The sequence below is a fragment of the Variovorax sp. 05T418 genome, from assembly GCF_056396385.1.
On record NZ_JBFTLJ010000012.1, the window covers coordinates 16,051 to 35,491 of the forward strand.

Consider the following 19,441-nt stretch of genomic DNA (forward strand, 5'->3'; position numbering starts at 1 on the left):
AGGGATGGCCATGGCCGGCACGCGCGCTCGCGGTTTCACGCTCATCGAACTGATGGTCACCCTCGTGGTGCTGATCGTGCTGGTGTCGGTGGCGGTTCCCTCCTTCGACTACATAAGGCTTTCGACCCGGCTGAATTCCTACGCGACCGATCTCGTTGCCGGCAGCCAGCTCGCGCGCAGCGAGGCCATCAAGCGCAACGCGCCCGTCACGCTGTGCGCCTCGTCCAACGGCACCAGTTGCGCCACCGACGGTCAATGGGAGGCCGGCTGGATCATCATCAGCAGCGGTGCGACACCCACGGTCATCCAGAAGCAGCCCGCGGCCGCCAGCGGCTACCGCATCCGCGACAGCGGCGGCCTCAGCGCGCTCGCCTTCGAAGGGACCGGCGTCGGCGCCACCGCGGCCAACTTCACGATCTGCCGGGCTACCCCGCTGGGTACCCCGAAGCGGCTGGTCAAGATCAGCGCCACTGGCCGTTCCTCTGTCACGCGGACCGATGCAGGAAGCTGCGCCGCATGAATGAGGCCTTTTTTGTGCGATCCTCGGCGACGCGGACAATAGTGCACTGATCGACGGCCCGGGGGCCCTTCAGTCCCGGCGGCCGCACCGCAATCGCATCAGAAGAAACGCCTCATTTCATGGAACACCAGCTCGACTGGGCACTGGCCGCCTGCGCCCGCATCCTGCGGCCGGTGGTCAGGCTCGCCCTGGCGATGGGGGTCAAGCACCCGCACCTGGAAGTCCTGCTGCGCGACCTGCTGCTCGAGGAGGCCAAGCGCTCCTGGCGCCAGCAGGGGGTGGCAAAGCCCAATATCAGCCAGCTGTCCGTCACCACCGGGCTCAACCGCAAGGCCGTGACGGCCAAGGTGCGCGACACCGTGGACGCCCTGCCCCACACCGAAATCTCGGCCGCGGCCAAGACTTTCACGCTGTGGCTGCAGATGGTGTCGCAGAACCATTCCTTCCAGCGCTTGCCGATCACCTCCGAGGGCGACGATGCGCCCTCCTTCGAGACCGTGGCCAGGCTCGGCAGCCGCGGCAACGTGCACCATCGAACCATCCTCGACGAGCTGGTGCGCCTGAACATGGTGACCGAGCAGGACGGCTATGCCGAGCTCAAGGCCAACGGCTTCGTGCCGGTGGACGACCTGCAGTCGATGCTGGCATTCCTTGGCGACAACGGCCGCGACCACCTGCTGGCGGCGGTGTCCAACACGCTCGGCGAAGAGCCCCGCATGCTCGAACGCTCGGTGTATGCGCGCGGCCTTTCCCTTCAGGATTGTGAAAATATCCACCAGATGGTGCGCGAGCGCTGGGCGGCCCTGCACCTGGAACTGGCGGGCGAGATGAACCGCGCGGTCGACCGGGCGCCAGAGGGCGCCAAGGGGCGCATGCGCGTCGGGATCTACACCTACTATGAAGACGAGGCGGCGCCCGGCGCGCCTCCCGTCCCCGCCCCGCGGGACAAAGGAACACGATGATGATGAAGAACCACCACTTCCGATGGATGCGCGGCATCCTCTTTGCCGGAGCCATGGCCTTGCTGCTCTCGTGCGGCGGTGGCGGCGGCGGCGGAGGTTCGGCAGGCAGCCTGGCCGGCATTGCCGGGAGCGGCGCGACGGGTTCTGGAAGCGATGGCGCGGGCACGGGAGGTGGCGGGACCGATGGCACCAGCGGTACAGGTGGCACGGGCGACACGGGCGGCACAGGCACCGCAGGCGGCTCCGACGGCACGAGCACCGCCGGCAACGGCAGCGGCGACGGTTCGGGCGTGGGCTCGGGCGGCACCGGCGTGAGCACCGCCGACGCCACCGGCATCGGCTCCGTCGGCGGGCTGGGCAGCATCATCCTGAACGGCGTGCGCTACAACACGGATACCGCCAGCACCAACCTGGAGGACGCCACCGAACTGCAGATCGGCATGAGCGTGCGCATTGCCGGCAAGATCGACAGCGACTTCACCGCGGCCACGGCGCAGCAGGTCGATTCGGCTGCCGAGCTGCGCGGTGCCGTCTCGGCCATCGATGCCGTCGGCGGCAGCTTCGCCGTGATGGGCACCACGGTCACCATCGACAACGCCACGGTCTGGAGCGGCGCGAACAGCCTGGCTGGGCTCACGATCGGCGGCGTGGTGCAGGTCTGGGGCCTGCCCTCGGCGCCGGGCAGCTTGCGTGCCACGCGGGTTGAACTCAAGCCGGCTTCGGCTGAGCCGCTGGTGACCGGCGCGGTGCAAAACCTGGACCGGCTTGCCCAGCAATTCACGCTGGGCCAGCTCACGGTGCGCTACGGCAGCGCCACATTCTCGGGCGGCATCGACGCCTCCACGCTGGCCGAGGGCGCCATCGTCCGCGTGCGCGGCAGCGCTGCGCCGGTGCTGGGCACTTTCGCTGCAAGCAAGGTGCAGGGCTGGTACGCGGTGCCAACGCAGAACGCCGCCGCGGTGCAGCTGGCGGGTGTCATCACGAACTACGGCGGGCTCAATGCCTTCAAGGTGCTGGGCACGGCCGTCGATGCCTCCCATGCCATCGTCACGGGTGGCCCGGTGGGTTCGATTGGCAACGGCGTCAAGGTGGAACTCGACGGCTTCATGAGCAACGGCGTGCTGGTGGTGAAGAAGCTGCGAATTCGCTATGTCCCAGGAACGGGCGGGCCGGTCGCGTTCACCGTCATCGGCCCTGTTACCAACTATCAATCCGCTTCCGACTTCAAGGTGAAAGGACAGCGTGTGAATGCCGGCGGCTCCGCAACGGTATTCGAAAACGGCACGGTCGCCGATCTCGCCAATCTGCCCCCCAATCGCCAAGTCTCTGTGGTGGGCGACACGGTGGTCGACGGCGTGCTCATCGCGAACCGCGTCACATTCCTGACGCCCTGAACAGGCCGGCCGGGCCGCACCCGGGAACTCGCGCAGGCCTCCGGGGTACCAACCTTCCAGGGCCGGCGCAACTCGCCTGCCCTGGCAGGCATGAAGGAAACGGGAGCACAAGAGAAGAACACGGGCGCGGCCGTTCCCGGCAGGCTGCGCCGCGCCGCCCGGGCGCTCGTCTTTGCGGCGCTTGCAGGCGCGCTGGCCACCTGCTGGGCCGACCCAATGGGCCTGCGCCAGGCTTTCATGGAACAGGTCGATCGCCGGCTCGATCCGCCACCCGACGAAGTGCAGCGCTACGGCAACCTCGCGCGCGATGAACTCAGGCGCGCGGGCATCGCCGAGGAGCCGCCCCAGTACGCGCTGCTGGTGGACCGCAGCGCCTCGGTCCAGGCCCTCTTCGCCTTCTGGCTGCCGGCCGGCGCCGCGCCCGTGCTGATCGGGGCAGCGCCGGTATCGACCGGGCGCCGCGGCGGGTTCGAGTACTTCGAGACGCCGCTGGGCGTGTTCGACCACTCGGTGGCAAACCCCGATTTCCGCGCGGAGGGCACGCGCAACGAGTTCGGCATTCGGGGCTATGGCGAAAAGGGAATGCGCGTGTTCGATTTCGGCTGGCAGCAGGCGCGGCGCTTGTGGGGCCGGGGCGGCACGAGCACGATGCGGCTGCAGATGCACGCCACCGATCCCGACCGGCTCGAGGCGCGGCTGGGCAGCGTGCAATCGAAGGGCTGCATCCGCATTGCGGCCAGCCTGAACCGCTTCCTCGACCGCCTGGGCGTGCTCGATGCCGACTACCTCAGGGCCAAGGCCGAGGGCAGCGCGCCGTGGGTGCTGCCGCCGGACCAGGCGCCGGTCGAAGGCGCGGGGCGCTATCTCATCGTCGTCGACACCGGCCGCTCCGAACGGCCCGCCTGGTCGCCGCCGCCGAAGTCCGGCCCGTTGCCCACGGGCGCCGACTCCGCGCCCTAAGCCGCAGGGCCCAGCCCGATCGGCGCGGGCACGATGTTCACGATGCGGGTGAAGAGCGCCTCGTATTCCCGCTCTGGCCGGTAGCCGGTGAGCGGATCGCGGTTGCGTCCGAACGCCTCGTCCAGGTCGCGCCAGTCCTCGGCAGTCAGCACCTTTTCGGCGAGCGGCAGGATCTCGCGCTCCTCGATCGCCATGTGGTCCAGGTAGAAGTCGACGTACTGCCCCATCGCGCTTTCGAAGGCGGCCCGCCGCGAGTCGCCCAGCATCTCGAAGGCCAGCATCGCGTGCTCCACGTTGCGGATCTTCCGCTCGCCCCAGGCATGGTCGTTGTCGAGCCGGTCCATCAGCTCGCGCGAGATCGGCGTGCGGGCGCGCAGCTTGGGAAACAGCAGCTCGCTCTCCTTGCGGTGGTGGCGCTTTTCCGGGAATTCGTCGACGTAGAACAGCATGGCGCGCAAGGCCGCGAAGTCGGGCGGGGTTCCCTTGCGGCGGTGCTGTTCGAGCAGCATGATGATGGAGCGCAGCATGGCGGCAAGCGCCGCATGCTCCTGGCGAATGATGCGAACGGTGGCGTGGGTCATGGATGGCTCCTGTGCGTACCCGAGGATCGCGGGTCCGGGCCTGCACAGGCTTGCTGCAGATCAAACGCGATGCATCCCGTGCGGACCTTTTCGCCCGCGAGAACGCCTTCGCTTGATCCGCATCAAGCCGCGCCTCGCACCGGCCCGGACACTGGCCGCATACCCACCTCAAAGCAAAGCGAGGACACCATGTACCAGCGAATTCTTGTTCCTGTCGATGGAAGTTCGACATCCAGCCATGGCCTGGGCGAAGCGATTCGCCTTGCCAAGGTCACCGCAGGGCGCCTGCGCCTGATCCACGTCATCGACGAGCTCTCCTTCGCCCTGGCAATGGACGCCTACTCGGGCCGCACGGGCGACTGGCTCGATGAACTGCGCGCCGCCGCCGCCAGGCTGCTCGAGGAAGGCAAGGCAAGGGCCGCCGCCGAAGGCGTCGAGGCCGACTCGGTGCTGTGCGACAACTTCAGGGGGGCCGTTCCCGACCGGGTCACGGCCGAGGCGGCTTCCTGGCCCGCGGACCTGATCGTGCTGGGAACGCACGGCCGGCGCGGCCTCGGCCGCATGGTGATGGGCAGCAGTGCGGAACAGATCCTGCGCAGCGCGAGTGTTCCGGTGCTGCTGGTGCGCGCGCCCGAATCGCATGCCAAGGCGGAAGCGGCGCGCTTCACCATGCCGGGCGGCGCGGTGGCAAGCCAGTAGGTGGGCCGGCCGCGTGTCTACCCGTCCAGCGGCACGCCGCCGCCGAAACGGCTGGTCCACTGGTCCAGCAGTTCCTGCTGGACGGCCTTGGCCGACTGCTGCCAGGCAGCCAGCATTCCCCACTGGATCTGCTGCGCCCGCAGCACGCTCGCGCCGCAGGCCGCCTGCCAGTCGAGCAGGGAGCGAAAGTAGGCATCGGTCCATGCCGATGCGGGTGTTGCGGGAACGTTGCTGTCCATGCTGTTCTCCTGGGTTGTCCGGAAATGGAATCATGTGGGGCGAGCCGGGTCGGGCGCCGCGATGCAGCCGCGTCGAGCACATCCTATCGAGCGGGCGCGGTCCGCGCAAAAGCCGGCGCGAACTCAAAAAAGACCCGCAGGCCACATCGGAATTGCGCCGCGACGGCAAGGTGCGAAGCGTGTGCACCGATAGTGGAAGCCGCTCCTCTTTGTTTTTCTCTGTCTTTTCTTCTTCGAAAGGTTTGAGATGAACCCCGATATTCAACTCAGGCACGAGGTCTTCGCCCAGCTGAACTGGGACCCGGCGGTGTGCAGCTGCGATGTCGACGTGCGCGTGGCCGACGGCGTGGTCACCTTGCATGGCCAGCTGGCCAGCGAGGACCTGAAGAGCGCCGTCGAGCGCGCCGTGCGCCGGGCCGAAGGCGTCACGCTGATCGTCAACCGGCTGACCACCGCGGAATGCGCGAACAATGACTGAGCACGACGACTTCGCGCTGCTGGACGCCTGGTGGCGCGCGGCCAACTACCTGTCCGTGGGCCAGATCTACCTGATGGACAACCCGCTGCTGCGCGAGAAGCTGAGCCTTTCGCACATCAAGCCGCGGCTCTTGGGCCACTGGGGCACGACGCCGGGCCTCAATTTCGTCTATGCGCACATGAACCGCGCCATCGCGGCGCGCGAGCTCGACGCCATCTTCGTCGCCGGCCCCGGCCACGGCGGCCCGGGCGTGGTCGCCAACACCTATCTCGAGGGCACCTACAGCGAGGTCTACCCCGCCATCGGCCAGGATGCCGACGGCATGAAGCGGCTCTTCACGCAGTTCTCGTTCCCGGGCGGCATTCCGAGCCACGTGGCGCCCGAAACGCCGGGCTCGATCCACGAAGGCGGCGAGCTCGGCTATTCGCTGCTGCATGCCTACGGCGCGGTGTTCGACAACCCCGGCCTGCTCGCCTGCTGCGTGATCGGCGATGGCGAGGCCGAGACCGGTGCGCTCGCGGCAAGCTGGCATTCCAACAAGTTCCTGAACCCCGAGAGCGACGGCGCCGTGCTGCCGATCCTGCACCTGAACGGCTACAAGATCGCCGGCCCCACGGTGCTCGCGCGCATTCCGGACGAAGAGCTGGCGCAACTGCTGCGGGGCTACGGGCACGAGCCCTACTTCGTTGCCGGCCACGAGCCTGCGCAGATGCACCGGCTGATGGCGGCCGCGCTCGACAAGGCGCTCGACGGCATCGACGCCATCCAGGCCAATGCCCGGAAGAACGGCTTCCGCGAGCGGCCGCGCTGGCCGATGATCGTGCTGCGTTCGCCCAAGGGCTGGACCGGGCCGCGGCAGGTGGACGGCGTGCCGGTCGAGGGCACCTTCCGCGCGCACCAGGTGCCGCTCACCGGCTTTGCCGCCAAGCCGGCGCATGTGGGCCTGCTCGAAGACTGGATGCGCAGCTACCGGCCTGAGGAATTGTTCGACGAAGGCGGCGCGTTGCGCCCCGAGATCGCGGCGCTGGCGCCCAAGGGAGCGAGGCGCATGAGCGCCAATCCGCACACCAACGGCGGCCTGCTGCTCCGGGACCTGGCCATGCCGCCCTTCCGCGAGCATGCGGTGGCGGTGGCCACGCCCGGCGCCGCGGATGCGGAGGCCACGCGCGTGGCGGGCCAGTTCCTGCGCGAGGTGATGCGCCGCAACGAGGCGGCGCGCAACTTCCGCGTCATGGGGCCGGACGAAACCACGTCGAACCGGCTGGGCGCGCTGTTCGAGGTCACGGCGCGGACTTCCACCGCCGAGATCCTCCCCGGCGACGACCATGTGTCGCCCGAAGGCCGCGTGATGGAGGTGCTGAGCGAGCACCTGTGCCAGGGCTGGCTCGAAGGCTACCTGCTCACCGGGCGCCATGGCTTCTTCTCGTGCTACGAGGCCTTCATCCACATCGTCGACTCGATGTTCAACCAGCATGCCAAGTGGCTCAAGGTGACGCGCGGCATCGGCTGGCGCCGTCCGATCGCCTCGCTCAACTACCTGCTCACCAGCCATGTCTGGCGGCAGGACCACAACGGCTTCAGCCACCAGGACCCGGGCTTTCTCGACCACGTGGTGAACAAGAAGGCCGAGGTGGTGCGCGTGTACCTGCCGCCCGATGCCAACACGCTGCTGTCGGTGGCCGACCATTGCCTGAAGAGCCGCAATTACGTGAACGTGATCGTCGCGGGCAAGCAGCCGGGGCCGCAGTGGCTGGACATCGAATCGGCGGTGCGCCACTGCACCGTGGGCCTGGGCATCTGGACCTGGGCCAGCAACGACCAGGATGCCGCCCCCGACGTGGTGATGGCCTGCGCCGGCGACGTGCCCACGCTCGAGACGCTGGCGGCCGTCGACCTGCTGCGCAGGATGCTGCCGGAACTGAAGGTGCGCGTGGTGAACGTGGTCGACCTGATGGCGCTGCAGTCGCCCGATGCGCATCCGCACGGCCTGCCGCATGCGGAGTTCGACGCCATCTTCACCACCGACCGCCCGGTGGTCTTCGCGTTCCACGGCTATCCCTCGCTGGTCCACCGGCTCACCTACAAGCGCACCAACCACGACAACTTCCATGTGCACGGCTACTGCGAGGAAGGCACCACCACCACGCCGTTCGACATGACCGTGCTCAACCGGCTCGACCGCTTCCACCTGGCGGCCGACGCCATTGCGCGCGTGGAGCGCTTTCGCGACAGCGCGGGCCATGTACAGCAGCATCTGCGCGACAAGTTGCTGGAGCACCGCGCCTACGTCACCGTGCACGGCAAGGACATGCCGGAGATCGAGGACTGGCGCTGGGCGGGCTGAGCCGGCGCGCCGCTCAGCGGCACCAGTCGGCGATCCGGTGGCCGAGGTCCGCCCAGAGCGCCTGCAGCGCCACCGCCGCCAGCAGCACGCCCGCCAGGCGCGCGCCCCAGGCCTGGAGCCGGCCGGTGCCGCCCCAGCGCAGCCGCTGCCAGAGCCATGGCGCCAGCACCAGCGACAGTCCGCTGCCGATGGCGAACGACGTCATCGCGAGGCCGCCCTGCAGCGGCCCGTTGCCCAGGCTGGCCAGCAGCAGCGCCGAGTAGAGCAGCCCGCAAGGCATGGCCACCCAGAGTGCGCCCACGGCCAGCAGCCCCAGCGGCGTGCCCCCGGCCAATGGGCGAAGGCGCGCTTCGAGCGTTCGGCCGACGCGCTGCGCCCATACCGGCTGCCGGCCTGCGACGGCCAGCACGGCGCCCCATGCGAACACGAACACATGCAGCAGCATCCACAGCGGCCTGAGCGCGGCGACCTGCGCGCTGGCCTGGGCCAGGCTGTCCACGCTTGCGGCCGCAATGGCGCCCGCGGCGGCGTAGCTTGCGATGCGGCCCACATGAAAGGCCGCCGGCGCCGCGAGGGCAGTGTTGGCATGGCCGCCCGCCGCCGCCGGCACGATGCGGATCACCGCGGCCGAGGCCGCGCCGCACATGGCCACGCAGTGCGGGCCGCCTGCCAGGCCCATCAGCAAGGCGGCCCACGCGGTCTGCATGCTCAGACCACGCGCGAAAAGCGCGTGCGGTTCTCGCGGCAATAGCGGTCGAACACCATGGCGATGGCGCGCACCACGAACCAGCCCTCGGCCGTGACCTCGATGTCGTGGTCGCTGACCCGCACCAGTCCCTGGGCCACAAGCGGCCCGAGCGCCGCGAACTCGGCCGCGAAGTAGTGCCGGAAGTCGATGCGGTGCGCCTCGCCGATGGCGTCGAACACCACCCGCCCCCTGCACATCACCGCCATGATGACCGCGCGCCGCAGCACGTCGTCGCGCGACAGCGCAAGGCCGCGGACCACGGGCAGGCGGCCCTGGCCGAGCAGGTCGTAGTAGGTGTCCAGCGTCTTGGCGTTCTGGCTGTAGCTGGCGCCGATGCGGCCGATGGCGGAAACGCCGAGCGCCACCAGGTCGCCCTCCGGCTGCGTGCTGTAGCCCTGGAAATCGCGCTGCAGCCGCCCCTGCCGCTTGGCCACCGCCAGCGGATCGTCCGGCAGCGCGAAGTGGTCCATGCCGATGTAGACGTAGCCGGCATCGCTGAGCGTGGCAATGGCGCGCGAGAGCATTCGCACCCGCGCGGCGGCGTCGGGCAGTTCGTCCGCGGCAATGCGCCGCTGCGGCTTGAAGCGTTCGGGCAGGTGCGCATAGGCGTAGAGCGCGATGCGGTCGGGCCGAAGCTCGCAGACCTGGGCCATGGTGCGCTCGAAGGACCTGTCGTTCTGGCGCGGCAGCCCGTAGATCAGGTCGGCGTTGATCGACTTGAATCCCAGCGCGCGCGCATCGGCCATCAAGCCGAACACCTGGTGCGCGGGCTGGATGCGGTGCACGGCCTTCTGCACCTCGGGGTCGAAGTCCTGCACGCCGAAGCTCAGCCGGTTGAAACCCAGCGTCGCCAGGCTGGCGAGCCGCGCGGCATCGACGGTGCGCGGATCGATCTCGATGGACCATTCGCCGCCGGGGACGAAGTCGAAGGATTCGCGCAGCATGGCCAGCAGTTCGCCCAGCTCCGCGTCGCTCAGGAAGGTGGGCGTGCCGCCGCCCAGGTGCAACTGGCTCACGGCGGCGCGGCGGCCCAGCTGCGCGGCCTGCAGCCGGGTCTCGCGCGCCAGGTAGGCCAGGTACTGGGTGGCCCGCTCGTGGTGCCGCGTCACCACCTTGTTGCATGCGCAGTAGTAGCACAGCGATTCGCAGAACGGAATGTGCACGTAGAGCGACAGCGGCGCCGCCGAAGCGCCCGCATCGCGCCGCTCGCGCAGCGCCGCCGCGTACTCGTCCGCACCGAAGGCTTCGATGAACCGGTCGGCCGTCGGATACGAGGTGTAGCGCGGGCCCGCAACGTCGAACTGCCGCAGCACGGCAGCCGACAAGGGGGCGGCATCTGGAAGCCCCGTGGAGGCGGTGCAAGGCTGTGTCATTGCGAACGCTCGGGAAGATTGCGGGGCAGCGGCACGGCCTCGGCCGGTGTCGCCGCGTGGTTCCTGCCGTTGACGGCGGGCATCAGTGTCTTGTCCGCCAGGGCCTTGTTGATTTCGACGCCGCGGCGGTAATAGTCTTCCGACACCAGCGGGTCGGCGCTGCCCCAGGCAACCCAGAAGGTCACGAAGCTTGCGACCACCACCAGCGCCGGGCCGGCAATCACCATCCACAGCAGCGGGTGGCGCCACCATGCATCGCCGGCAGCCGGCGGATCGTTCGTCGTTGCATTCATCTTTCGTCTCCTTCAGCGCGGCACCAGGAAGACCGCTTTCTCCGACACCTGAAAACCGCCGCGTTCGTCCCGGATGTCGAAGTGCACCGTGTGCGAACCGGCGGGCACCGCGCCATAGGGCACCTGCAGCCGCACCGCGACCCAGCGCGACTGCGCCGCACCCACCGCGACCGCCGCGCCGGGCGAGACGGTCAGGCCCTCGATGCCGTGGGCGGCAATGCGGTAGTCGCGCGGCTCCTCGGTGGCGTTCATGATCTGCAGCCGGTAGACGTTCTCGAGCCGGCCGTCCTCGACGATGCGGGCCAGCGAGGCGCGGTCGCGCACCACGTCCACCTTCAGCGGCGTGCGCGCCACGAGGCTCGCGAGCAGCCCGAGGACCAGCAGCGACAGGATGGCGCTGTAGACCAGCACGCGCGGACGCAGCACCCGGCGCAGCAGCTGGCGGCGCGACCATCCGGCCTCCATGCCGTTCTGCGTGTCGTAGCGGATCAGCCGCGGCGCATAGGCCATCTTCTGCATCACCGTGTCGCAGGCATCCACGCACAGGCCGCAGCCGATGCATTCGTGCTGCAGCCCCTGGCGGATGTCGATGCCGGTCGGGCACACCTGCACGCACAGCCCGCAGTCGATGCAGTCGCCCAGCGCCATGCTGCGCGGGTCGATGCCCTTGCGCCGGGGCGCGCGCGGCTCGCCGCGCTTGGGGTCGTAGCTGACGATGAGCGTGTCGCGGTCGAACATGGCGCTCTGGAAGCGCGCATACGGGCACATGTACTTGCACACCTGCTCGCGCATGAAGCCCGCGTTGCCATAGGTCGCAAAGCCGTAGAAGAACACCCAGAACACTTCCCACGAGCCCATCCGGGTCTGCAGGAAGGCCATGCCCAGCTCGCGGATCGGCGTGAAGTAGCCCACGAAGCTGAAGCCCGTCCACATGGCGATGCCGATCCACACCAGGTGCTTGAACCACTTCTTCACCAGCTTCTCGAGCGACATCGATTCCCCGTCCAGCCGCATGCGCGCGGTGCGGTTGCCCTCGATCCGGTGCTCCACCCACATGAAGATCTCGGTGTAGACGGTCTGCGGGCAGGCATAGCCGCACCACAGCCGCCCGGCCACGGCGGTGAAGAGAAAGAGCGCCAGCGCGCTCACCACCAGCAGCCCCGAGAGGTAGATCAGGTCCTGCGGATACAGCACCAGGCCGAAGACGTAGAAGCGCCGCGCGGCCAGGTCGAACAGCAGCAGCTGCCGCTCGCCCCACTGGGCCCACGGCAGGCCGTAGAACAGCAGCTGGGTCAGGAAGACCATGGCCCAGCGCCAGCGCGCGAACATGCCGCGCACGGTGCGCGGATAGATCTTCTTGGAGGCCTCGTACAGGCCCACCGACTCGCTCTCGGCCGGCGCGATCGGAATGATCTTGCGCGTGCCGGGGCCGGCTTGGGCCGATGCGGCGGAAACGGGAGCGGATGGATCCATGGTGATGGCCTGGCGGCGTCAGGGCCCCGTGGCAGGGTTGGAAAGTCCCCACACATAGGACGCGAGCAGCTTGATCTGCGCCTCGGTGAGCCGGCCTTCCTGCGCGGGCATCTCGCTGTGCTTGCCGGCATTGACCATCTGCACGATGGCCGCCTCGCCGTAGCCATGCAGCCAGGTCTTGTCGCTCAGGTTGGGCGCGCCCACGGCCTGGTTGCCCACGCCGCCGATCCCGTGGCAGGCGGCGCACACCGTGAACTTTGACTTGCCGAGGCCGGCGCGCACCGAGTCGTGCGGCGCGCCCGACAGGCTCAGCACGTAGTTCGCCACGTTCTTCACATCGTCCTGCGTGCCCACCGCCGCGGCCATTGGCGGCATCGTGCCGATGCGGCCCTTGGTGATGGTCTCGGCGATCTTCTCGGGCGTGCCGCCGTGCAGCCAGTCCTTGTCGGTCAGGTTGGGAAAGCCCTTGCTGCCGCGCGCATCGGAGCCGTGGCACTGGGAGCAGTTGTTCATGAACAGGCGCTCGCCGATGGCCATGGCCTTGGGTTCGCGGGCGATGTCTTCCATGGTCATGCCGGCGTAGCTCGCGTAGACGGGCGCCAGCGCCGCGTTGGCCTTGGCCACGTCCTCTTCGTACTCGCTCCGGGTGCTCCAGTTCGCCTGGCCGCTGAAGCTGCCCAGCCCCGGAAAGACCACCAGGTAGCCCACCGCGAAGAAGATGGTCAGCACGAAAAGGCCGATCCACCACATGGGCAGCGGATTGTTGGACTCGCGCAGGTCCTCGTCCCACACGTGGCCGGTGGTGTTGTCCGCATCGGAAGGCACGCGCTTGCGGGCCGTGAGCCACAGCAGCAGCATGCATCCAAGGATGCTCAGCACCGCGCCCGCGGCAACGTAGTTGGACCAGAAGTTGTTGACGAAATCGCTCATCGTGGGCCCCTTTTGTTCTTCAGTCCTGCTCGAACGGCAGCTGCGCGGCTTCCTCGAAGCGCGGCGCGTTGCGGCGGGCATAGGCCCAGGCCACGATGCCGAGGAAAAGCACGAAGCACGAAACGGTGGCGGCAACGCGCAAGGTGGTGATGTCGATCATGGTTCAGTGCTCCCTACTTGAGCGCGAGGCCCAGCGATTGCAGGTACGCCACGGTGGCGTCCATCTCGGTCTTGCCGCGCACGTCGTCGGCGGCACGGGCGATCTCCTCGTCCGTGTAGGGCACGCCGACCTGGCGCAGCGCACGCATGTGGCGCGGAACGGCATCGGCATCGACCTGGGTCTTGTCCAGCCAGGCATAGGCCGGCATGTTCGATTCGGGCACCAGGTCGCGCGGGTTGTTCAGGTGGATGCGGTGCCATTCGTCGCTGTACTTGCCGCCCACGCGGTGCAGGTCGGGGCCGGTGCGCTTGCTGCCCCACTGGAACGGATGGTCGTAGACGAACTCGCCGGCCACCGAGTAGTGGCCGTAGCGCAGCGTTTCCGAGCGGAACGGCCGGATCATCTGCGAGTGGCAGTTGTAGCAGCCCTCGCGCAGATAGACGTCGCGGCCGGCCAACTGCAGCGCGGTGTTCGGCTTCAGGCCCTGGATCGGCTCGGTGGTCGACTTCTGGAAGAACAGCGGCACGATCTCGACCAGGCCGCCGATGGCGACGACCACGAGGATCAGCACGATCATCAGCAGGTTGTTGGTCTCCACCTTCTCGTGGGTGAAGCCGCTTGGGGAGGGGGTCTTCTGCGTCATGGCGCTTCCTCAGGCATGGGCAATGGCAACGGGCGGAATGGCGGCCTGCATGGAGCGCCCGGAGATGACGGTCATCCACACGTTCCATGCCATCACCAGCATTCCGGCCAGATACAGCAGGCCGCCGGCCAGCCGCACCACGTAGAACGGGAAGGTGGCCTTCACGCTCTCCACGAAGGTGTAGGTGAGCGTGCCGTCGGGATTGATGGCGCGCCACATCAGGCCCTGCATCACGCCGGCGATCCACATGGCGGCGATGTACAGCACGATGCCGATGGTGGCCATCCAGAAATGCGCCTCGATGGCCTTCACGCTGAACATGGCGGTGCGGCCGTACATGCGCGGGATCAGGTAGTACAGCGAGCCCATCGTGATGAAGCCCACCCAGCCCAGCGCGCCGGAGTGCACGTGGCCGATGGTCCAGTCGGTGTAGTGGCTCAGGGCGTTGACGGTCTTGATCGACATCATCGGACCCTCGAAGGTCGACATGCCGTAGAACGACAGCGCCACGATCAGGAAGCGCAGGATCGGGTCGGTGCGCAGCTTGTGCCAGGCGCCCGAGAGCGTCATCACGCCGTTGATCATGCCGCCCCAGCTCGGCGCGAGCAGGATCAGCGAGAACACCATGCCCAGCGACTGCGTCCAGTCCGGCAGCGCCGTGTAGTGCAGGTGGTGCGGGCCGGCCCACATGTAGGTGAAGATCAGCGCCCAGAAGTGGACGATGGAGAGCCGGTACGAATACACCGGCCGGCCGGCCTGCTTGGGAATGTAGTAGTACATCATCCCGAGGAAGCCCGCGGTGAGGAAGAAGCCCACCGCGTTGTGGCCGTACCACCACTGCACCATCGCGTCCTGCACGCCGGCATAGGCCGAGTAGCTCTTCATCCAGCCCGCCGGAATCTCGGCGCTGTTGACGATGTGCAGCAGCGCCACCGCGATGATGAAGGCGCCGTAGAACCAGTTGGCCACGTAGATGTGGCGCACGCGGCGCATGCCGATGGTGCCGAAGAACACCACCGCATAGGCCACCCACACCACCGCGATCAGGATGTCGATCGGCCATTCCAGCTCGGCGTATTCCTTGCCCGTGGTGTAGCCCAGCGGCAGGCTGATGGCGGCGGCCACGATCACCGCCTGCCAGCCCCAGACCACGAACGACGCGAGCGCCGGCGCGAACAGCCGGACCTGGCAGGTGCGCTGCACCACGTGGAAGCTGGTGGCCATGAGCGCGCAGCCGCCGAACGCGAAGATGACCGCGTTGGTGTGCAGCGGCCGTAGCCGGCCGTAGCTGAGCCACGGGATGCCGAGGCTGAATTCGGGCCAGGCGAGCTCGGTGGCGATGATCACGCCGACCAGCATGCCGACCACGCCCCAGACCACGGACATGAGGGCGAGCTGCCGTACGGCGGTGTCGTCGTAGACCGCTGCGGGAGGATGGGGTTCTTGCATCGTGGTGCCTCTTGATGGACTGCGGGCAGTGTCCCCGCGCCCCCCTCCCGAGGGTTTGATGCAGATCAATCGCCGCGCAGGATGCGGTCGCCTTCGATTTCGATGTCTTCGAACTGCCCGCGCTCGATGGCCCACCAGAGGCCGCCAAGGATGGCGAGCACCAGCACGACCGACAGCGGGATCAGCAGGAAGAGGATGTCCATCAGCGCACCGCCCTGGCCTCGGAAGCTGCGGGGGCCGCGAGCCGCGCCGCATTGAGCACCACCACCAGCGAACTCGCCGCCATGCCCAGCCCGGCCAGCCACGCGGGCAGCCAGCCCATGACGGCCAGCGGCACGCACAGCGCGTTGTAGCCGGCCGCCCATGCCAGGTTCTGCCGCACCACGCGCAGCGTTCGCCGCGCCTGCGCAATGGTGCGCGGAATGGCCGCGAGCGCATCGCCCGGCACCACGAAGTCGGCCCGTGCGCGCGCGAGCGGCACGGCGCGCCCGAAGGCGAAGGAGGCATTCGCGCGCGCCAGCGAAGGACCGTCGTTCAGGCCGTCGCCCACCATCGCCACCTGCCGGCCTTCGGCCTGCAGCCGCCACAGGACCGCGAGCTTGTCCTCGGGCGTGCAGCCGCCCTGCGCGAATTCGATGCCGGCGCGCGCGGCGATCTCCCGCGCGGCGCTGTCGCGGTCGCCCGACAGCAGGCGCACCGTGACGCCTTCGGCCTGCAGCGCCGCCACCGCGGCGGCGGCGTCCGGGCGCAGCTCCTCGGCCAGCACGAAGCTCGCGATCCAGCCCTGCTCGTCGCTCAGGTGCACCTGCGGCGCCTCGACCTGCAGCGGCGCCACGCTGCAATGGCTCGCCGAGCCCAGCCGCACGCGCCGCGCCGGGCCGCCGGCATCGCCGCTTCGGCGCAGCAGGCCCTCGAGCCCGAGGCCGGCCAGTTCAGTCGGTTGCGTCACCTCCCAGCCGGGCGGCGCGCGGAACTGCGCATTCCATGCATTCACGAGCGCACGCGCGCCCGGATGCAGCGAGTGCGCTCCGAGCGCGGCGCCGATCTCCAGCGCATCGCCCGGGCGCAAACCCTGGCGGCAGTAGACCCGTTCGAGCCGCGGCGTGTCGCCGGTCAGCGTGCCCGTCTTGTCGAAGATCACCGTATCGACCGAGGCCAGCGCCTCCAGCGCCTGCAGGTTGGAGGTCAGCACGCCGCCGCGCGCCAGCGCGCCCGCGCTCGCAAGCATGGCGGCCGGCGTGGCGAGCGAGAGCGCGCACGGGCAGGTCACGATCAGCACCGCCACCGCCACCATCAGCGCGCGGCCCGGGTCGGCATGCCACCAGAAGGCCGCGGCGCCGGCAGCCGACACCAGCACCAGCACGAGAAACGGCCGCGCGAGGCGGTCGGCCAGTTGGGCCAGGCGCGGCTTGCCGAGCGCGGCGCTTTCCATCAGCCGCACGATCTGCGCGAAGCGCGTGCCCTCGCCCACCGATTCGATGCGCAGCTGCACGGTCGCCGACAGGTTGTGGCTGCCCGCCAGCACGCGCTCGCCGCGCGCCCGCGCCACCGGGCGGGATTCGCCGGTCAGCAGCGCTTCGTCGGTGCTGGTGCCGCCGTCGATCAGCACGCCGTCGGCCGGAAAGGCCTCGCCCGGGCGCACCCGCACCACGTCGCCCACGGCCAGGCGCCGCACTGCCACGCGCTGCCAGCCGCCATCGGCCCCGAGCCGCTCGACGCCGTCGGGCAGGCGGTTCATCACGGCCTCGAGCGAGCCGGCCGTGCGGTCGCGCAGCCGCGCCTCGAGCCAGCGGCCCGTGAGCAGGAAGAACACGAACATGGTCAGCGAGTCGAAATAGACCTCGTGTCCCAATGCGCCCGCGCCGTCGAAGGTGGCCGCGGTGCTGACCGCGAACGCAATGGCGATGCCGAAGGCGACCGGCACGTCCATGCCGATGCGCGCATGGCGAAAGTCGCGCCACGCGCTGCGAAAGAACGGCCCGCAGGAGAAGAACAGCACCGGCAGCGTCAGCACCCAGGAGGCCCAGCGAAGCAGCTGCGCGGCGTCCGGCGTCATTTCCCCGGGCTGCGCGATGTAGGCCGGGTAGGCGTACATCATCACCTGCATCATGCAAAAGCCCGACACCAGCCAGCGCCAGAGCGCGAGCCGCAACTCGCGCGAACGGCGCTCGCGTGCGGAGCCGTCGGCGGCGGGCACCAGCCGGTAGCCGGCGGCCTCTGAAGCCTCGAACCAGCGCGAGGGCCGCGTCTGCGCGGCGGACCACAGCACGCGGGCACGCTGGCTCGCGGCATTCACCTGCACCTCGAGCACGCCCGCGACGCGCAGCAGCGCGGCCTCCACGGCGAGGCCGCAGCCCGCGCAATGCATGCCTTCCACCGCCACCTGCGATTCCCAGCGCCCCGTGCCCGCATCGCCGCCATCGAGCGCATGGCCGAAGGCGGGCCATTCGGCGGGATCGTCGAGCACCTGCCAGGCTTCACGGGGTGCCCGTGGGAGCGCGGCGGCCGGGGAAAAGGAGGCGAGCGCGGCTTGCATCGGGCAAGGCTAAGCGCCGGCCGGTCGCGCGCATTTGATCTGCATCAAGCGGCGCGGGTGGCTGCCTGCCTAAGCTCGCGGCACACGTTCCCGGAAAGAAAAACCATGTACAAGCGCATTCTCGTGGCCACCGACGGCTCCACGCTCTCGAAGAAGGCGGTCACAAGCGCGATCGCCCTCGCGAGCCGGCACGATGCCGACCTCGTCGCGCTCACCGTGGTGCCGCGTTACCCCAAGAGCTACTTCGACGGCGCCATGTCCTTCTCGCCCGACGACATCGCCCGGGTCGAGAAGCAGTGGGCCGACAAGGCGCAGGACATGCTCGACGCCGTGGCCGCGCGCGCGGTGGCGAGCGGCGTGCAGCTGAAGACCGCCATCGCCAACTCGGACCTGGTGGCCGAATCGATCGTCGCCGCCGCAAAGAAGCACAAGTGCGACCTGATCGTCATGGCCTCGCACGGCCGCAAGGGCATCAAGCGGCTGCTGCTGGGCAGCGAGACGCAGCACGTGCTGACGCACTCCACGCTGCCCGTGCTGGTGCTGCGCTGACCGCGCGGCGGGCCTCAGCTTCAGGCGGCCTGCATCGAGCCCGCACCGAGCGCGTCGTTCTCGGCGTCGCTGAGCCAGCGGCGCTTGTCGCGCAGCGGCGGCGCGCCGAACATGCGGCTGTACTCGCGCGCGAACTGCGACGGGCTCTCGTAGCCCACGCTGTGCGCCGCACTCGACACGTCGGCGCCGGCCATCAGCATCTGGCGGCGCGCTTCCTGCAGCCGCAGCTGCTTCTGGTACTGCAGCGGGCTCATGGCCGTCACGGCCTTGAAGTGATGGTGGAACGACGACACGCTCATGTGCACCGCGCGCGCCATGTCCTCGATCCGCAGCGACTGCGAATAGTTGATGCGCAGCGCGCTGATCGCCTTGGCAATGCGCTGGGTGTGGCTGTCCTGCAGCGCGATCTGCCGCAGCCGCGCGCCCTCCCCGTTCACCAGCAGGCGGTACATGATCTCGCGCTTGATGAGCGGCGCCATGATCGGCACGTCCTCGGGCGACTCGACCAGCCGCAGCAGCCGCAGCACCGGCTCCAGCACCGGCATGCCGATGCGGTTGACGTACATGCCGCGGGAAGCAGGCGCATTGGCCTTCGCGGGCAGCTTCTCGTCGCCGATGAGCTTGCCGATCTCGTCGATTGCCAGCTCCAGCCGCACGCCCAGGTACGGCTCGTTGTCGCTCGTCAGGCGCACCTGGCCGCACACCGGCAGGTCGACCGAGGTCACCAGGTAGTGCATCGGGTCGTACACATAGATGTCGTCGCCCACGATGATCCGCTTGGAGCCTTGTGCGATGAGCCCGAGCGCCGGCGTTGCGAAGGCATGCTTGGGGCCGTCGGGCTTGCTGATGCAGAACACCTGCAGGCCGGCCACCGGCGTTTCCACGGTGCCGTCCTGGCCGCGCGTGATGCGGTTGATCAGCGCGACCAGTTCCTTCCTGGCTTCGTCGAGTTCGGGCTCCAGCGGCATCGGCTGGGCAATGGCGGCAGCGATTTCGGGTGTGTCTTGGGGCATGTTCGGGGGGCCTTGTCACGGATGGGGCCGCGGTGGCGGCCGGCGTGGAGGATCGGGTGGTTCAAAGCTTAGCGCCACGCCAACGAATCTGCACGGC

21 protein-coding genes are annotated in these 19,441 nt (G+C 69.0%); 8 read left to right on the forward strand and 13 right to left on the reverse strand.

The window, feature by feature from the left end:
• Nucleotides 1-10 precede the first annotated feature (10 nt).
• The 4 genes from AC1DMS_RS22365 to AC1DMS_RS22380 all read left to right on the forward strand — a co-directional run bounded on the left by AC1DMS_RS22365 (nucleotide 11) and on the right by AC1DMS_RS22380 (nucleotide 3,836).
• On the forward strand, nucleotides 11-520 hold the full coding sequence (locus AC1DMS_RS22365; protein WP_244883794.1) for a GspH/FimT family pseudopilin: 510 nt from the start codon (nucleotides 11-13) through the stop codon (nucleotides 518-520).
• 119 nt (nucleotides 521-639) lie between these two features.
• The gene (locus tag AC1DMS_RS22370) at nucleotides 640-1,482 is read left to right on the forward strand and encodes a DUF6502 family protein (RefSeq protein WP_012747935.1); all 843 of its coding nucleotides are present in this window, start codon (nucleotides 640-642) and stop codon (nucleotides 1,480-1,482) included.
• Nucleotides 1,479-2,876: a DUF5666 domain-containing protein gene (locus tag AC1DMS_RS22375; protein ID WP_012747934.1), complete on the forward strand. Its 1,398-nt coding sequence runs from the start codon at nucleotides 1,479-1,481 to the stop codon at nucleotides 2,874-2,876. Before AC1DMS_RS22370 ends, AC1DMS_RS22375 begins: the two co-directional genes overlap by 4 nt.
• 90 nt (nucleotides 2,877-2,966) lie before the next feature.
• Entirely contained in the window at nucleotides 2,967-3,836 is an 870-nt protein-coding gene (locus AC1DMS_RS22380; RefSeq protein ID WP_012747933.1) for a L,D-transpeptidase, read from the forward strand.
• On the opposite strand, the gene AC1DMS_RS22385 is transcribed toward AC1DMS_RS22380, so the two are convergent.
• Complete coding sequence (locus AC1DMS_RS22385; RefSeq protein WP_012747932.1) at nucleotides 3,833-4,417, reverse strand: hemerythrin domain-containing protein; 585 nt, start codon at nucleotides 4,415-4,417, stop codon at nucleotides 3,833-3,835. The genes AC1DMS_RS22380 and AC1DMS_RS22385 overlap by 4 nt on opposite strands.
• 189 nt (nucleotides 4,418-4,606) lie before the next feature.
• Here AC1DMS_RS22385 and AC1DMS_RS22390 point away from each other — a divergent pair, with 189 nt between their 5' ends.
• The gene (locus tag AC1DMS_RS22390) at nucleotides 4,607-5,116 is read left to right on the forward strand and encodes a universal stress protein (protein WP_012747931.1); all 510 of its coding nucleotides are present in this window, start codon (nucleotides 4,607-4,609) and stop codon (nucleotides 5,114-5,116) included.
• A 17-nt stretch (nucleotides 5,117-5,133) separates the two neighbouring features.
• On the opposite strand, the gene AC1DMS_RS22395 is transcribed toward AC1DMS_RS22390, so the two are convergent.
• The gene (locus AC1DMS_RS22395; RefSeq protein WP_012747930.1) at nucleotides 5,134-5,355 is read right to left on the reverse strand and encodes a hypothetical protein; all 222 of its coding nucleotides are present in this window, start codon (nucleotides 5,353-5,355) and stop codon (nucleotides 5,134-5,136) included.
• A 247-nt stretch (nucleotides 5,356-5,602) separates the two neighbouring features.
• Between AC1DMS_RS22395 and AC1DMS_RS22400 the strand changes: the two genes are divergently transcribed.
• Both AC1DMS_RS22400 and AC1DMS_RS22405 read left to right on the forward strand, forming a co-directional pair.
• Entirely contained in the window at nucleotides 5,603-5,833 is a 231-nt protein-coding gene (locus AC1DMS_RS22400) for a BON domain-containing protein (RefSeq protein WP_012747929.1), read from the forward strand.
• Complete coding sequence (locus AC1DMS_RS22405) at nucleotides 5,826-8,177, forward strand: phosphoketolase family protein (protein ID WP_012747928.1); 2,352 nt, start codon at nucleotides 5,826-5,828, stop codon at nucleotides 8,175-8,177. Before AC1DMS_RS22400 ends, AC1DMS_RS22405 begins: the two co-directional genes overlap by 8 nt.
• Before the next feature lie 13 nt (nucleotides 8,178-8,190).
• Here the strand turns inward: AC1DMS_RS22405 and AC1DMS_RS22410 are convergent, their stop codons facing one another.
• The 10 genes from AC1DMS_RS22410 to AC1DMS_RS22455 form a co-directional block, all read right to left on the reverse strand.
• Nucleotides 8,191-8,883, reverse strand: a complete 693-nt coding sequence (locus AC1DMS_RS22410) for a sulfite exporter TauE/SafE family protein (RefSeq protein ID WP_012747927.1) — start codon at nucleotides 8,881-8,883, stop codon at nucleotides 8,191-8,193.
• A 2-nt stretch (nucleotides 8,884-8,885) separates the two neighbouring features.
• A complete protein-coding gene (gene hemN / locus AC1DMS_RS22415; RefSeq protein ID WP_012747926.1) occupies nucleotides 8,886-10,298 on the reverse strand; it encodes an oxygen-independent coproporphyrinogen III oxidase in 1,413 nt (470 codons plus the stop codon).
• Nucleotides 10,295-10,591: a FixH family protein gene (locus AC1DMS_RS22420; RefSeq protein ID WP_012747925.1), complete on the reverse strand. Its 297-nt coding sequence runs from the start codon at nucleotides 10,589-10,591 to the stop codon at nucleotides 10,295-10,297. The genes hemN and AC1DMS_RS22420 overlap by 4 nt, the downstream gene beginning before the upstream one ends.
• Nucleotides 10,592-10,603: 12 nt before the next feature.
• Nucleotides 10,604-12,064 carry a cytochrome c oxidase accessory protein CcoG gene (gene ccoG, locus AC1DMS_RS22425; RefSeq protein ID WP_012747924.1) on the reverse strand — a complete coding sequence of 487 codons (1,461 nt, stop codon included), beginning with the start codon at nucleotides 12,062-12,064 and terminating at the stop codon, nucleotides 10,604-10,606.
• An 18-nt stretch (nucleotides 12,065-12,082) separates the two neighbouring features.
• The gene (gene ccoP / locus AC1DMS_RS22430) at nucleotides 12,083-12,994 is read right to left on the reverse strand and encodes a cytochrome-c oxidase, cbb3-type subunit III (RefSeq protein ID WP_012747923.1); all 912 of its coding nucleotides are present in this window, start codon (nucleotides 12,992-12,994) and stop codon (nucleotides 12,083-12,085) included.
• Between the two features lie 19 nt (nucleotides 12,995-13,013).
• Nucleotides 13,014-13,154 (reverse strand): CcoQ/FixQ family Cbb3-type cytochrome c oxidase assembly chaperone, encoded by a 141-nt coding sequence (locus AC1DMS_RS22435; RefSeq protein ID WP_012747922.1) that lies wholly within the window; start codon nucleotides 13,152-13,154, stop codon nucleotides 13,014-13,016.
• Nucleotides 13,155-13,167: 13 nt separating this feature from the next.
• Entirely contained in the window at nucleotides 13,168-13,797 is a 630-nt protein-coding gene (ccoO, locus tag AC1DMS_RS22440) for a cytochrome-c oxidase, cbb3-type subunit II (protein ID WP_012747921.1), read from the reverse strand.
• A gap of 9 nt (nucleotides 13,798-13,806) precedes the next feature.
• Nucleotides 13,807-15,246, reverse strand: coding sequence for a cytochrome-c oxidase, cbb3-type subunit I (gene ccoN, locus AC1DMS_RS22445; RefSeq protein ID WP_012747920.1), 1,440 nt, complete (start codon nucleotides 15,244-15,246; stop codon nucleotides 13,807-13,809).
• A 65-nt stretch (nucleotides 15,247-15,311) separates the two neighbouring features.
• Entirely contained in the window at nucleotides 15,312-15,449 is a 138-nt protein-coding gene (gene ccoS / locus AC1DMS_RS22450; protein WP_012747919.1) for a cbb3-type cytochrome oxidase assembly protein CcoS, read from the reverse strand.
• Nucleotides 15,449-17,782, reverse strand: coding sequence for a heavy metal translocating P-type ATPase (locus AC1DMS_RS22455; protein ID WP_012747918.1), 2,334 nt, complete (start codon nucleotides 17,780-17,782; stop codon nucleotides 15,449-15,451). The genes ccoS and AC1DMS_RS22455 overlap by 1 nt, the downstream gene beginning before the upstream one ends.
• Before the next feature lie 105 nt (nucleotides 17,783-17,887).
• Between AC1DMS_RS22455 and AC1DMS_RS22460 the strand changes: the two genes are divergently transcribed.
• Complete coding sequence (locus AC1DMS_RS22460) at nucleotides 17,888-18,331, forward strand: universal stress protein (RefSeq protein ID WP_012747917.1); 444 nt, start codon at nucleotides 17,888-17,890, stop codon at nucleotides 18,329-18,331.
• Between the two features lie 20 nt (nucleotides 18,332-18,351).
• Here AC1DMS_RS22460 and AC1DMS_RS22465 read toward each other — a convergent pair whose 3' ends face one another.
• Complete coding sequence (locus tag AC1DMS_RS22465; protein WP_012747916.1) at nucleotides 18,352-19,344, reverse strand: AraC family transcriptional regulator; 993 nt, start codon at nucleotides 19,342-19,344, stop codon at nucleotides 18,352-18,354.
• Between the last annotated feature and the right edge of the window lie 97 nt (nucleotides 19,345-19,441).